Source organism: Streptacidiphilus sp. EB129 (genome assembly GCF_041262645.1).
Lineage (GTDB): Bacteria > Actinomycetota > Actinomycetes > Streptomycetales > Streptomycetaceae > Streptacidiphilus.
In genome coordinates, this window is the sequence record NZ_JBGCCS010000014.1 from 179772 (window position 1) to 193402 (window position 13631).

General features: G+C 73.0%; 11 protein-coding genes. 3 read left to right on the forward strand and 8 right to left on the reverse strand.

The window, feature by feature from the left end; all coding sequences use genetic code 11:
* Positions 1-155: 155 nt before the first annotated feature.
* The 4 genes from ABH925_RS19340 to pdhA all read right to left on the reverse strand — a co-directional run bounded on the left by ABH925_RS19340 (position 156) and on the right by pdhA (position 5034).
* Positions 156-1307: a M64 family metallopeptidase gene (locus ABH925_RS19340; protein ID WP_370149506.1), complete on the reverse strand. Its 1152-nt coding sequence runs from the start codon at positions 1305-1307 to the stop codon at positions 156-158.
* Positions 1308-1409: 102 nt separating this feature from the next.
* Positions 1410-2885 (reverse strand): dihydrolipoamide acetyltransferase family protein, encoded by a 1476-nt coding sequence (locus ABH925_RS19345; RefSeq protein WP_370149508.1) that lies wholly within the window; start codon positions 2883-2885, stop codon positions 1410-1412.
* Between the two features lie 17 nt (positions 2886-2902).
* The gene (locus tag ABH925_RS19350; RefSeq protein ID WP_370149510.1) at positions 2903-3886 is read right to left on the reverse strand and encodes an alpha-ketoacid dehydrogenase subunit beta; all 984 of its coding nucleotides are present in this window, start codon (positions 3884-3886) and stop codon (positions 2903-2905) included.
* Positions 3886-5034 carry a pyruvate dehydrogenase (acetyl-transferring) E1 component subunit alpha gene (gene pdhA, locus ABH925_RS19355; protein ID WP_370149511.1) on the reverse strand — a complete coding sequence of 383 codons (1149 nt, stop codon included), beginning with the start codon at positions 5032-5034 and terminating at the stop codon, positions 3886-3888. Before pdhA ends, ABH925_RS19350 begins: the two co-directional genes overlap by 1 nt.
* Before the next feature lie 253 nt (positions 5035-5287).
* On the opposite strand from pdhA, the gene ABH925_RS19360 reads away from it, so the two are divergent.
* Entirely contained in the window at positions 5288-5947 is a 660-nt protein-coding gene (locus ABH925_RS19360) for a response regulator (RefSeq protein ID WP_370149513.1), read from the forward strand.
* Between the two features lie 62 nt (positions 5948-6009).
* Positions 6010-7056 carry a phosphotransferase enzyme family protein gene (locus ABH925_RS19365; protein ID WP_370149514.1) on the forward strand — a complete coding sequence of 349 codons (1047 nt, stop codon included), beginning with the start codon at positions 6010-6012 and terminating at the stop codon, positions 7054-7056.
* Between the two features lie 15 nt (positions 7057-7071).
* Here ABH925_RS19365 and ABH925_RS19370 read toward each other — a convergent pair whose 3' ends face one another.
* The 4 genes from ABH925_RS19370 to ABH925_RS19385 form a co-directional block, all read right to left on the reverse strand.
* Entirely contained in the window at positions 7072-8568 is a 1497-nt protein-coding gene (locus ABH925_RS19370) for a protein kinase (RefSeq protein ID WP_370149515.1), read from the reverse strand.
* A gap of 246 nt (positions 8569-8814) precedes the next feature.
* On the reverse strand, positions 8815-10296 hold the full coding sequence (locus ABH925_RS19375; RefSeq protein ID WP_370149517.1) for a protein kinase: 1482 nt from the start codon (positions 10294-10296) through the stop codon (positions 8815-8817).
* Positions 10297-10447: 151 nt separating this feature from the next.
* A complete protein-coding gene (locus tag ABH925_RS19380; RefSeq protein WP_370149518.1) occupies positions 10448-11026 on the reverse strand; it encodes a bacterial proteasome activator family protein in 579 nt (192 codons plus the stop codon).
* Positions 11027-11098: 72 nt separating this feature from the next.
* A complete protein-coding gene (locus ABH925_RS19385; RefSeq protein ID WP_370149519.1) occupies positions 11099-11953 on the reverse strand; it encodes a hypothetical protein in 855 nt (284 codons plus the stop codon).
* Between the two features lie 307 nt (positions 11954-12260).
* On the opposite strand from ABH925_RS19385, the gene ABH925_RS19390 reads away from it, so the two are divergent.
* Complete coding sequence (locus ABH925_RS19390; protein ID WP_370149520.1) at positions 12261-13481, forward strand: esterase/lipase family protein; 1221 nt, start codon at positions 12261-12263, stop codon at positions 13479-13481.
* The last annotated feature ends 150 nt before the right edge of the window (positions 13482-13631 follow it).

Here is a 13631-nt window from a genome sequence, read left to right on the forward strand (position 1 = left end):
CTTCTTCCGCACGTCCCCGCCCCGCCGTGTCCGCGGACTGAACCAGCCAGCCAGCTCCCCCAATTGATCAGACGAACCTAGCAGTGGCCGAGCGCGCCCGGGTTCCCCGGGGCCGTTCTCACAGGGAACAGCGGTAACGATGCGGTCTCGGCGGCTCAGCCGTGCAGGGTCCACCTGACCGTCCCGGTCATGCGCCGGGCTCGGAACGCCTCGTCCCTGAGCCCGGGCGTGGTGTCGCTGACGGTGGCGCTGACCTCGGTCGACTCGTCCGGTCCCAGGGCCAGCCGGGAGGTGTCGAAGCCGTCCGGGCCGACCGCCCCGGCCGGTGGCGCGTGCCCGTCGACCTGCCAGGACACCACGAGCTGACGGGGCCCCACCAGCGGCACCGGGAACACCCTCAGGGTCGGCCGGCCGGCGACGGGGCCCGGTGCGGGCTCGGTCCGGTCGATCAGCCAGACCTGCCGGTAGAGCGACTCGATGATGGCCTCGCGGCAGGGCAGGTTGTAGCTGCCGCCGAGGGTCCGCATGATCGAGTCCCGGGTCGGCCGGAACAGCCCGTTGGCACTCCGGTACGCGCCCACCTGACCCCCCGTCGGGTCGTCCGCGCCCAGCCAGCGCCACCACTTCAGCTGCCGGGCGCGCAGGGTCGCCGCATCGTCGGCGGCGACGTTGGGGAAGCCCGGGTCGGCCGGGGCCGCGTCGTACTCGTCGCCGAGGCCGCCCACGGTGTGGCCCATCTCGTGCTGGACCAGTGGCCCCGCCGACGGGGAGTCCGCGGCGACGGTGGCCGTCCGGTCGCTGCCGCCCTCGCCGCCGTAGGAGGCCGAGTTGGCCAGGGCGATCACATAGCGCGGGCCGTCCGCCGGTCCGAGCTGCCCGACCAGCGCACCGGGGTCGGCGCAGAGCAGCCGGGTCACCCCCTCGCAGCCGAAGTGCATGCCCAGCGGCGACCCGGAGTGGAGCCCGGACCGCGGCGACACCAGGTCCACCCGGCGCACGTCGAAGAACCGCTGATAGGTGTGGAAGGGCTCGACCTCGGTCAGCGCCTTCCAGACGGCGTCCGCCTCGTTGCGGAAGCGGGGCAGTTCGGCGGCGGTGTAGCCGTCACCGACCAGGACCAGGGTGATCCGCCGCGCCGGGCTGCCGTTGCCGACCAGCAGCACACCCTCCGGGGCCGCGCCGCGGGCGGACCTGCCTCCGGCGCTGGCCGGCACCGGCCAGGCCGCGGCCAGTGCCGGAACCACCAGCAGTGCTGCCGCCAGCAGTGCTGCCACCGGCAGCGGCATCAGGATCCTGCGGCACGGCATGGGGTACTCCTCCGCGGTTCGGCAAGGCGATCCGCGGAGGAGTACCCGCGCCCCCGGCGGCCATCCGCCGGCTGACGAAGGGTCACCCGAAAGGGCGGGCCGCTAGGCCCAGCTGATCAGCCGCTTGGGCTGTTCCAGTACCGCGGCCGTGTCGGCGAGGACCTTGGAGCCCAGCTCGCCGTCGACGAAGCGGTGGTCGAAGGACAGCGCCAGGGTGGTCACCATCCGCGGCACGACCCGTCCCTTGTGCACCCAGGGCAGCTCCCTGACCTGGCCGAAGGCCAGGATGGCGGCCTCGCCCGGGTTCAGGATGGGGGTGCCCGAGTCGACGCCGAAGACGCCGACGTTGGTGATGGTGACGGTGCCGCCCTGCATGTCGGCCGGGGAGGTCTTGCCGTCCCTGGCCGTCTCGATCAGCGAGGTCAGCGACCCCGCCAGCTCGGCCAGCGACTGCGATCCGGCGTCCTTGATGTTCGGCACGATCAGCCCGCGCGGGGTGGCGGCGGCGATGCCCAGGTTGATCCGGCGCTTGACCACGATCTCCTGGTTCGCCTCGTCCCAGGCGGCGTTGACCTCCGGGTGGCGGCGGATCGCGACCAGCAGCGCCCTGGCCACCAGCAGCAGCGGGCTGACCCGCACCCCGGCGCCCAGTTCCCCGCTCTCCTTGAGCCGGCGCACCAGCTTCATGGTGCGGGTGACGTCGACCTGGACCCACTCGGTGACGTGCGGCGCGGTGAACGCCGAGGCCACCATGGCGGTGGCGATGGCCTTGCGCACGCCCTTGACCGGGACCCGCAGGTCCCCGTCGGTGCCGAGCTGCGCCGGCGCGGTGGCCGGCGGCTGCGGCACGGCCACCGTGACCGGCGCCGCCGCCGCGACGGCGAGGACCGGACCGGCCGCGTGCGCGTGCACGTCGTCGCGGGTGACCGTGCCGTGCGGGCCGCTGGGGGTGACCGCGCGCAGGTCGATGCCCAGGTCCTTGGCCAGCTTCCGCACCGGGGGCTTCGCCAGCGGGCGGAACCCCTCGGCGGCCGGAGCCGCCGCCGCGACCGGAGCGCTCACCGGGGCGGCTGCCACCGGGGCCGCGACCTGGACGGCCGGGGCCGGCGCGGACGCGACCTGGACGGCCTTGCGCGGACGGCGCCGGGCCGAGGCGGACCGGGGACCGTAGCCGACCAGCACCTCGCGCCGCTCGGGCTCGGGCTCGGAGTCCTCACCGGCGCCGTAGTAGGACGCCTGCGCGGAGACCGGCTCGGCGGCGGCGACCGGCTCCGCGACCGCGGACGATCCGGCGGCCTGCGGCTCGGCCTCGGCCGTGCCACCCGCCACCGCCACGCTGATGATCACCTGGCCGACGTCGACCGTGGTGCCCTCGGCGTAGAACAGCTCCCGGACCACCCCGTCGAACGGGATCGGCAGCTCGACCGCCGCCTTCGCGGTCTCCACCTCGCAGACGACCTGGCCGTCGCTGACGGTGTCGCCCGGCTTGACGTACCAGGTGAGGATCTCGGCCTCGGTCAGCCCCTCGCCCACGTCGGGCATCTTGAACTGGCGTACCGACTCAACTGCTGTAGTCATGACGTCTCCTCAACCCCTCAGAAGGCCATGGCGCGGTCGACTGCGTCGAGCACCCGGTCCAGGTCGGGCAGGAAGGTGTCCTCGACCCGCGACGGCGGGTACGGGGCGAAGTAGCCGCCGACGCGCAGCACCGGGGCCTCCAGCGAGTAGAAGCAGCGCTCGGTGATCCGGGCCGCCAGTTCGGCGCCCATGCCCAGGAAGACCGGGGCCTCGTGCACCACGACCGCACGGCCGGTGCGGCGGACCGACTCGGCCAGGCCGTCGAAGTCGACCGGGGAGAGCGAGCGCAGGTCCACGACCTCCAGGCTGACCCCGTCCTCGGCGGCCGCCGCGGCGGCCTCCAGACAGACCTTCACCATCGGCCCGTAGGCGATCAGGGTCAGGTCGCGGCCGGGGCGGGCGACCCGCATCTCGTGCAGCCCGGCCGGGGCGGAGCCGTTCGGGTCCAGCTCGGCCTTGTCCCAGTAGCGCCGCTTGGGCTCCAGGAAGATCACCGGGTCGTCCGAGGCGATGGCCTGGCGCAGCATCCAGTGCGCGTCCACCGGGTTGGACGGGGCGACCACCTTGAGCCCGGCGGTGTGCGCGAAGTACGCCTCGTGCGACTCGCTGTGGTGCTCGACCGCGCCGATGCCGCCGGCGAAGGGGATCCGGATGGTGACCGGCAGCTTGATGTGGCCCAGCGCGCGGGCGTGCATCTTGGCCAGCTGGGTGACGATCTGGTCGAACGCCGGGTAGACGAAGCCGTCGAACTGGATCTCCACGACCGGTCGGTAACCGCGCAGCGCGAGGCCGATCGCGGTGCCGACGATGCCGGACTCGGCCAGCGGGGTGTCGATCACCCGCTCGTCGCCGAAGTCCTTGTGCAGACCGTCGGTGACCCGGAAGACACCGCCGAGGCGGCCCACGTCCTCACCCATGATCAGGGTCTTCGGGTTCTCGTCCAGAGACCGGCGGAGCGCCTCGTTGAGCGCCTTCACCATGGTGAACTGCTTGGCTGCCATCAGTTCTGCTCCCCTGCCTCAGCTGCGAAGGAGTCCGCGTACGCGAGGTACCCGGCCCGCTCCTCGTCCACCAGGGCGTGTCCCTCGGCGTACACGTGCTCGAAGATCGACTCCGGCGCCGGGTCGGGCATGGTCCGCACGCCCTCGCGCACCCGGCGGGCCAGCTGCTCGCTCTCCGCCTCGATCGACTCCAGGAACTCGCTGTCCGCCCAGCCCTCGCGGACCAGGTAGGCCTTGAGCCGCTCGATCGGGTCCTTGAGCTTCCAGGACTCCAGCTCCTCCGCGATGCGGTAGCGGCTGGGGTCGTCGGAGGTGGTGTGGGCACCCATCCGGTAGGTGAACGCCTCGATCAGGGTGGGGCCCTCGCCGGCCCGGGCCCGGTCCAGGGCCGCACGGGTGACCGCCAGGCAAGCCAGCACGTCGTTGCCGTCCACCCGGACACCGGGGAAGCCGAAGCCGGAGGCGCGCCGGTACAGCGGCACCCGGGTCTGCTTCTCGGTCGGCTCGGAGATCGCCCACTGGTTGTTCTGGCAGAAGAACACCACCGGGGCGTTGTAGACCGAGGCGAAGGTGAAGGCCTCCGCCACGTCACCCTGGCTGGACGCGCCGTCGCCGAAGTAGGCGATCACGGCGTCGTCGCTGCCGTCTTTGGTGATGCCCATGGCGTAGCCGGTCGCGTGCAGCGTCTGCGAGCCGATCACGATGGTGTACAGGTGGAAGTTCTTCTCGTTCGGGTCCCATCCGCCGTGGTTCACCCCACGGAACATCCCGAGCAGGTTGAGCGGATCCACCCCCTTGCACCAGGCGACGCCGTGCTCGCGGTAGGTGGGGAAGGCGTAGTCGCCGGGGCGCATCGCGCGGCCCGAGCCGACCTGGGCCGCCTCCTGGCCCAGCAGCGAGGCCCACAGACCCAGCTCCCCTTGCCGCTGCAGCGAGGTCGCCTCGCCGTCGAAGCGACGGACCAGAACCAGGTCGCGGTAGATGGATCGCAGCTCTTCCGGAGTCGTCTCCAGCGAGTAGCCGGCGTGTTCGACCCGCTCGCCTTCCGGGGTCAGCAGCTGGACCAGGTCCGGCGGGCCCGCCTCCGCGGGGGTGCCGTGGGCGCCGGAGGCAGCGTTGACTGCCCCCGCCGTGCTGTCGACGGTCACGTTCACTCCTCGGTCTCTCCGGCCTCCGGGGTTGCCGGCAACCGGTCCGGTCGCCAGGTCCGTATCTGCTGCGCGGGGTGTGCGCGAGCTGCGGATCGGCGGTAGGTGTGCCCTGATCCTGCAGGAGAACGTTACCCAGCGGAAGGGCCTACCGCTCTTGTCCTAGGACGTCCATGTAGTTAATCCAGACAAAAATGGGTACATCGGACGGTTGATCGACGGTTGCCCGACCCCGTGTGCCAGTCTTGGGGCCATGACGGAGAACGGACATATCAGGGTATTCCTCCTTGATGATCATGAGGTGGTCCGGCGCGGAGTCCATGAGTTGCTCTCGCTGGAGGAGGACATCGAGGTCGTCGGCGAGGCCGGGACGGCGGCCGAGGCACTCGCCCGGATCCCGGCCACCCGTCCCGACGTGGCGGTCCTGGACGTCCGGCTGCCCGACGGCAGCGGCGTGGAGGTCTGCCGGGAGGTCCGCTCGCAGCAGCCCGACATCAAGTGCCTGATGCTCACCTCGTTCTCCGACGACGAGGCGCTCTTCGACGCGATCATGGCCGGGGCCTCCGGCTACGTGCTCAAGGCCATCCGGGGCACCGACCTGCTCTCCGCGGTGCGCGACGTCGCCGCCGGGAGGTCGCTGCTGGACCCGTCCGCGACCAGCCGGGTGCTGGCCCGGCTCCGCGACGGGGGCGGCGGCAAGGAGGACGAGCGGCTGGCCGGCCTGACCAAGCAGGAGCGCCGGATCCTCGACCACATCGGCGAGGGCATGACCAACCGGCAGATCGGCAACGAGCTGCACCTGGCCGAGAAGACCGTGAAGAACTACGTCTCCAGCCTGCTCGCCAAACTCGGCATGGAACGCCGCACCCAGGCCGCCGCGTACGTCGCCAAGCTGCACGCCGAAGAGCGCTGACCCATCGGCAGCCGGTCGCCGACCGCAGCTGCCACTCCCACAACAGCTGTACCATCAGCGCTGTGACGCAGGGTCAGCTGACGGTGCGCGAGGCGGCGCGGGGGCTGCCGGTGGCCGGGGTGCTGCGGCGCTACGACCTCCCCGGCGCGGACACGCTGCGGGCCGAGCCGGTGCGGCACGGACTGCTGAACCGGGGACTGCGGCTGACCGGCCCCGACCGCAGCTACTACCTCAAGCAGTACCTGGACGACGTCGGCCACGCCTCCGGCGCCGCGATCGCCGCCCAGCACCGCGCCATAGCCGCGCTGCACGCGCTGGGCCTGCCCACCGCTCCGCCGCTCACCGCCCGCGACGGGCGCAGCTTCGTCCTGCTGCGGGGACGGCGCTACGCGCTGTTCCCGTGGATCGCCGGGGAGCACCGCGACGGACGCGGGCTCGACCCGGCCGGCTGTGCGGCGCTGGGGATGCTGCTCGGCCGGCTGCACACCGCGCTGGACGCGGTCCTGCCCCCGGTCGTCCAGCCGCTCGCGGTCCCCAGCGCGGACCCGGCCGACACCGGGCGCACCATCGACGACCTGCTGGCCCGCATCGACCGGCGGGACCGGTACGAGCCGATCGACGAGCTCGCCGGACGCCGGCTGCGGGAACGCCGCGAGCTGCTGGCCGCCTACGGGCACCGGCGGCCGCGTCCCGGGGCGGCGCCGCCCACCGGCTGGGTGCACGGCGACTTCCACCCGCTGAACCTGCTCTACCGGGGCGCCGCACCGGTGGCCGTACTGGACTGGGACCGGCTGGGCGCCAAGCCCCGGGCCGAGGAGGTGGTCCGCGCGGCCACCCTGTTCTTCCACCACCCGGAGACCGGCGTCCTGGACCTGCCCCGGCTCCGCGGCTACGCCCGCGCCTACCGGGACAGCACCGGGACGGCGGCGGACCGGATCGCCGCCGGGGTGCACCGGGTCTGGTGGGAACGACTCAACGACTTCTGGATGCTGCGCTGGCGCTACCAGCGCCGCGACGAGCGGGCCGACCCGCTGTTCGCCGCGGCGGCGGCGCAGACCGTCTGGTGGTGCGAGGAGTACGAGCAGGTGCTCGACGCCTTCGTGAACTGACCGGCAGGTGGCCGGTCAGGCCCCCGTCTTGACGCTGGTCGGGCCGCCCGCAGTGGCGCTGTGCCCGGCGCTGGGCGTATCGCTGGCGCTGGCGCTGGCACTGGGCGTGCTGGACGGGGTGGTGGTCTGGCTCGGGGTGGACGAGGGGGTGGTCGACGGGGTCGGGCTGGTGCTGGTCGGCGGGGTGTACGGCGGGACGTAGGGCGCGGTCGTGCTCTGCGACGGCGTGGGTGTGGACGACGGGGTCTCACTGGGCGACGCGCTGTTCGACGCGGTCGCGCTCTCGGTGATGCTCGGCGTCACCGGCGGGGTCGACGGATTGCCGCCGTTCCCGCCGTTCATGGCCAGCGCCACGCCGATGGTGATCGCCGCGATCGCGACCAGCACCGCGATCACCGCGAAGACACCCTTGCGGCTCCGGTGCTCGCCGCCCTGCTCGTACGGGTCCTGGTAGGCCGGCGGCCGGGCGCTGCCGGGGTCCGTCGGGATCTGACCGGTGCCCGCGGGCGGGGTGACCGTCCGGCCCACCACAGTCGGCGCCATCGCGACGGCCGCGGCGGCAGCCCCGGGCAGCAGTTCGGTCGGGCCGGTGGCGGTGTGCATGGTGCGCAGGGCGTGCTGCAGATGGGCCCGGAACTCGTCCGCGCTCTGGAACCGGTCGTCCGGCTCCTTCGCCAGCGACCGCAGCACCAGCGCGTCCAGCGCGGCCGGGACCCGGGAGTTGGCCTGCGAGGGCGGCAGCGGCATGTCCTGGACGTGCTGGTAGACCACCGACAGGGGGGTGTCCCCGGTGAACGGCGGGCGCAGCGTCAGGAGTTCGTAGAGCATGCAGCCGGTGGCGTACAGGTCGGAGCGGTGGTCCACGGCCCGGCCGAGGGCCTGCTCCGGCGACAGGTACTGCGGGGTACCCATGACCATGCCGGTCTGGGTCATGGTGCTGCTCGCCCCGGTCAGCGCCCGGGCGATGCCGAAGTCCATCACCTTGACCGCGCCGGCGTTGGTGATGATGACGTTGGCGGGCTTGATGTCGCGGTGCACGATGCCGTGCCGGTGACTGTAGGCGAGCGCCTCCAGGATCCCGGCGGTGATGATCAGCGCCTGGTCGACCGGCGGCGGCTCCTCGCTCTGCAGCAGCTCGCGGACCGTGTGGCCCTCGACCAGCTCCATCACGATGTACGGCACGGTCTCCCCGCCGCGCGCCTCCTCGCCGGTGTCGTACACGGCGACGACGGCGTGGTGGTTCAGCGACGCGACCGAGTGCGCCTCACGGGTGAACCGGAGCCGCGCGGTGGTGTCCTCGGCCAGCTCGGGCCGCAGCACCTTGATCGCCACGGTACGGCCCAGGCGCACGTCCTGGGCCGCGAAGACCTCCGCCATGCCGCCGCGCCCGAGCCGGTGGGTGAGCCGGTACCGGCCCTCGCCGAAGACGCTGAGCCCGCTGGTGGAACTGACCGAGGGGCTGCCCTGCGTGGGGGTGGAGTCGTTCGGTCCCGGCTGCTCGTTGTCTGCCATTGCTCTCCGCCGTCGGTACTTCGCCTGTGCCCCGCGTATAAGCCCTGCTCGGGCCCGGGCGTCAACCAATGTGCGCCCCGATGATCACGCAGCGTCGCCGCCGCGCCGTCATCCCGTCCGGGCAGGCCCTTCCGGTGAACGCTACCGGTTTCCGGGCCGGACCGTGCCGGACGGCCGCATCGCCGGCCGTCCGAACCCCCTGCCGCCGACCGGCGCCGGCTCTCGCCGACGCGGTGCCGAAACGCTTCAGCCCAGCGGCGCCCGGGCCGGCTGGGCGCCCGGATCCAGCACCGAGACGGGTGCCGGCCGCCCGGAGCCGTTGTTGCTGGTGTTCGAGGAGTTGTTGTTGTTCTGAACGGCCAGCACCAGGATCAGCACCCCCAGGATCAGCACACCGACGATCACGCCGATCACCAGCGCCGCCGTCCCGCAGCCGCGTCCGGCCGAGGGCGCGGCCGCATTGGGGTTGACGTAGGGACGCGGCGGGACGGGTCCCGGCATCTGGTTCGGCCGCGGCATCGGCGTGGGCGGCGGCGTCGGCCGGTACGGCGGCGGCGTCTGCGGGCCCGGCCGCTGGTACGGCGGCGGCGTCCGGACGCCGGGCTGCGGGTACGGCGGCGGCGTCGGACCGGGCCGGTACCCGGGCGGCGGCGTGCCCACCGGACGCTGCGGCGGCATGCCCTGCTGCTGGTACGGCATGCCCTGCTGCGGCGGGTAGGGCGCCTGCGGCGGCATGGTGCCGAGCTGGCCCTGGGCGGCGGGGAAGACGGCGTTGGCGCCGGAGCCGCCGACGTTGCCGGCCCGGGGCCCCTCGCCGATGATCAGCGGGGTGTTGGCGTTGCCCGCGCCGACCAGGCGGCTGCACTCCTCGCGCATCGCGTCCGCGGTCTGGAAGCGGTGCGCCGGGTCCTTCCGCAGTGCCTGCGCGACCAGCGCGTCCACCTGCGGCGGCACCGCGGCGTTGAAGCGGGAGGGCGGCGGCGGCGTCTCCTGGACATGCGCGTAGGCCATGCCCAGCGCGGTGTCCGAGTCGAACGGCAGCCGGCCGGTGAGCAGTTCGAACAGCAGGCAGCCGACCGAGTAGAGGTCGGAGCGCGCGTCCACGGCCTTGCCCAGGGCCTGCTCGGGGGAGAGGTACTGCGGGGTGCCGACGACCATGCCGGTCTGGGTCATCGAGGTCACCCCCGACTGCATGGCCCGGGCGATGCCGAAGTCCATCACCTTGACCACGCCGCGCTTGGTCAGCATGACGTTGGCGGGCTTGATGTCGCGGTGCACCAGGCCCTGCTCGTGCGAGGCGCCGAGAGCGGCCAGCACATCGGAGGTGATCTTCAGTGCCTTGTCGGTGGGCATCGCGCCGTGCTGGGCGATGTCGTCACGCAGCACCGAGCTGAGCGACCCGCCCTCGACGTACTCCATGACGATGAAGGGGACCGGCACGCCGTCGGCGTTGGCGTCCTCACCGCTGTCGTAGACGGCGACGATGTTGGTGTGGTTGAGCCTGGCGACGGCCTGCGCCTCGCGGCGGAAGCGCTCCCGGAAGGAGTCCTCCCTGCTCATGTCGCCGAGCATGCTCTTCACCGCCACCGGGCGGTCCAGCACGGTGTCGTCGGCGAGGTGGACGGTCGCCATACCGCCCTGGCCGAGCAGGTCGCGCAGCAGATAGCGGCCGTGGCCGACCGTCCGCCCCGCGCCGCTGCCCTGCTCGGTCGTGCCGTGCTCGCTCATTCTTTCCTTCTCCCCGTCGGCCAGGGCCTAGGCTAGCGGGCCGCACGGACACGCCGGGCAGCGCCTCCGGACCGACGCCGGTCCGTAACCGCGGCAACGGAGTTGACTGTGCGTCTGTTCGACGGTGGTACGGCGGGGCCGGCGGCGGTGACTAGAGGTACGGCCCGGAGCGGACGTGGCCGTGGCCGTCGTCGGTGTCGTCGGGGCCGAAGCCGTGGGCGCCCGGCGGCAGCGCGCGTCGCATCGACTCCAACTGGGCCCTGGCCGCCATCTGCTGGGCGAACAGCGCGGTCTGGATGCCGTGGAACAGGCCCTCCAGCCAACCGACCAACTGGGCCTGGGCGATCCGCAGTTCGGCCTCGCTGGGGATGGCCTCCTCGGTGAACGGCAGCGAGAGCCGCTCCAGCTCCTCCACCAGCTCCGGCGCCAGACCCGCCTCCAACTCCTTGACGGAGCTGGCGTGGATCTCCTTCAGCCGGACCCGGCTGGCCTCGTCCAGCGGCGCCTGCCGGACCTCCTCCAGCAGCTGCTTGATCATGCTGCCGATGCGCATGACCTTCGCCGGCTGCTCGACCATCTCGGTGATGGGCAGCTCGCGGGGTTCCCCCTCACCCTCCCCGCCCTCGGCAGGACGCTGGGCGCCTCCCGGCAGCGCTCCGACCGGCATACCGTCGGGGCCGACGATCAGGACAGGATGGCCGTCTTCGGGCCGTGCGTTCGGGCTGTTCATGAACGTCATTCTCTCCCAAGGCAGGGTGACGCGGGCCGCAGACCGCAGAACAGATGCGCGAGCCCGGCCAACCTACATCCGGCGGAGCTTCCAGCCGAACAGCGCCACCCCCACGCCCATCAACGCCAGGCCGACGCCCAGCGGCAGCAGCCGGCCGCCGATCGTGCCGCGGGCGGCTCGCGCGGCGTCCGCCCGGCCGGCGTCGAGAGCGTCCCGCCCGGCGCCGGGCGGGACCAGCGCCTGCGGCCCCAGCGGCGGCGGGCCCTCGCCGACCGGCCTCCAGCCCCGCCGTACGGCGGGGGGCAGCGGGTCGGCCGGCCGGGGAGCGCGGGTGCGGCTGGGGCTCGGGGCCGGCGCCGCGGCACCCGCGGCGTCGGCCCCGGTGCCGGGCCCCGCCGGACGGGCAGACACCGTCTCGCCGGAGCCGGTCGGGGGGTGAGCGGCCGGACCGTTGCGGCCGACGGCACCGGAGGTGCCGCTGAACAGCGGGCCGAGCACCGGGATCGGGAAGGGCGGCAGCGGCACGGTCAGGTCCGCGCCGCCCGCCGGCGGCGCACCGGCGCCGGGCCCGGTGGTCGGTCTCGCACCGACCGGAGCGCCGCCGACCGGCGTCCCGGAGGTGGGGGTCGCGGCGGTCGGCGTCCCGGCGGGCCCGGGAGCGCCCGCGCCGGGGCGCGGGCCGCCGGGCGCGCTCCGGGCCGGCTTCCCCGGCCATACCAGGTGGACCTGCCCGCCACCGGGCAGCCGTACCGCCAGCCCCGGCCGGCTGTAGGGGTCGGCGGGCCGGGGACTGTGTCTGGCCGGCACGGCCCCGGCCGGGACGACGGCGAGGTCCAGCGCACCCGAAGCCAGGCAGAGCACCAGCGCAGGGGCTCCGGCCAGGCGCAGCAGCCGGCGGGGACGGGTCGCGTGCGGGATGGCTGTCACCGGGTCCGCCCTCCCTGCCGCCGCGTGGAGTTCCACTCCTTGACGCTCGCACAGAGGGATGAATCGGGCATGTCCAACTGCGCCGACCGGGCGGCACCGGCACGAATCAACGCCATGGACATGCCATCTGCAACTCAAACGCAAATCAGCAGAATTCACACGAACGGGTGAGTATCGCGAATGCTACGGCCACGAACCGTACTGTCGCGTCCATGCTGAGTGCGGCATCGAGTTTCCCTCCCGCACAACGGCGTGTGTCCGGGATCGGCCCGGCCGCCCCGTTGTGCACGCATCCTTGAGGAGTGGCATGACCGAGCAGCAGGACGCGCAGGCGGAACGGATCGACGGCAGGGGCATCGTCGCGGACCCGCTGAGCTCCGCGCCGGCGATCCCGGTCCCGGTGCACCAGCGGGACGACGAGTGGGAGGTGACCAACGGCTTCGCCTGGGTCTACTACGGGGTGGGCAGCACCGCCGTCGAGAAGCCGGTCATCATGGCGGACGGCTTCAACCTGGGCCGCAGCGACCTCCAGTGGCTCGCCCAGGGCCTGGACGGCGGGCCGTACAAGTTCCTCACCAAGCTGCGCGAGCAGGGCCGCACGGTCATCCTGCTCGGCTTCGACGAGCGCACCGCGAAGGTCCAGGAGAACGCCAGGGCCGCGATCGAGGTGATCCAGCGCACCATCGAGGAGCGGGTGGGGAACGACCGGCTGACCGTCGGCGGGTTCAGCATGGGCGGGCTGATCACCCGCTACGCGCTGGCCCGGCTGGAGACGATGAAGATGGACCACCAGACCGCGGTCTACTTCTCCTACGACACGCCGCACCGCGGCGCCGTCATCCCGATCGGCCTGCAGGCGTTCGCCCACTTCATCCCCACCGCGAACGACTTCGCCACGCAGATGAACAGCGACGCGGCGCGGCAGATGCTCTGGCGGCACTACAACAGCGACACCGAGGAGGTGGAGCAGGACCCGCTGCGCACCACGTTCCTGCAGGATCTGGCGCGGGTCGGCAGCTGGCCGCGGATCCCCCGCACCATCGCCGTCGCCAACGGCACCGGCGACGGCACCGGCCCGGACGTCCCGCCGGGCGACCTGGCGCTGAAGAGCACCGGGCTGATCGCCTTCCCGGGCACCACCTTCTGGACCCAGCGCACCGGCAACAACGTCAAGGTCGCCGAACTGAAGCGGCTGATCCCCTGGGCCCAGAAGACGGTGACCACCAGCGGACTGCCGGAACTGGACGGCGCCCCCGGCGGCACCCTCGACTCGTACAGGATCGTGGCGGACGAGCTGGTGGCCAAGGGCGGAAAGGTCGACCTGAAGCACGGCACGATCTGCTTCGTGCCCACGGTCAGCGCGGTCGCCATCCGCGACATCGACCGGCAGGACGACCTGTACGCGAAGGTCGACGCCCTCGACCCGACCGAAAGCGACGTCGACGACTTCTACTGCTCCCCCAGCACCACCGGGCACACCGAGATCACCCCCGAACTCTGCGACTGGATCATCGAGCAGCTCCCGTAACCCACACCGCACACCCCCGAACTCCCCCGCGGGCCCCGCCCCCCCCCCCCCCGCCCGGGGGGGGGGGGGGCCCCCGCCCCCCCCCCCCGGCCCGGGGGACGCCCCCGCACGCGCTCTGGGGGGGCCCCGGGACAACCGGGGGGCGGGGGT

What these genes read in the sequence shown, in the direction of transcription:
- ABH925_RS19375 (WP_370149517.1), bottom strand. Translation starts at nt 10,296, where the DNA reads ATGAGCGAGCACGGCACGACCGAGCAGGGCAGCGGCGCGGGGCGGACG.
- ABH925_RS19360 (WP_370149513.1), top strand. Translation starts at nt 5,288, where the DNA reads ATGACGGAGAACGGACATATCAGGGTATTCCTCCTTGATGATCATGAG.
- ABH925_RS19345 (WP_370149508.1), bottom strand. Translation starts at nt 2,885, where the DNA reads ATGACTACAGCAGTTGAGTCGGTACGCCAGTTCAAGATGCCCGACGTG.
- ABH925_RS19380 (WP_370149518.1), bottom strand. Translation starts at nt 11,026, where the DNA reads ATGAACAGCCCGAACGCACGGCCCGAAGACGGCCATCCTGTCCTGATC.
- ABH925_RS19340 (WP_370149506.1), bottom strand. Translation starts at nt 1,307, where the DNA reads ATGCCGTGCCGCAGGATCCTGATGCCGCTGCCGGTGGCAGCACTGCTG.
- ABH925_RS19370 (WP_370149515.1), bottom strand. Translation starts at nt 8,568, where the DNA reads ATGGCAGACAACGAGCAGCCGGGACCGAACGACTCCACCCCCACGCAG.
- ABH925_RS19390 (WP_370149520.1), top strand. Translation starts at nt 12,261, where the DNA reads ATGACCGAGCAGCAGGACGCGCAGGCGGAACGGATCGACGGCAGGGGC.
- ABH925_RS19350 (WP_370149510.1), bottom strand. Translation starts at nt 3,886, where the DNA reads ATGGCAGCCAAGCAGTTCACCATGGTGAAGGCGCTCAACGAGGCGCTC.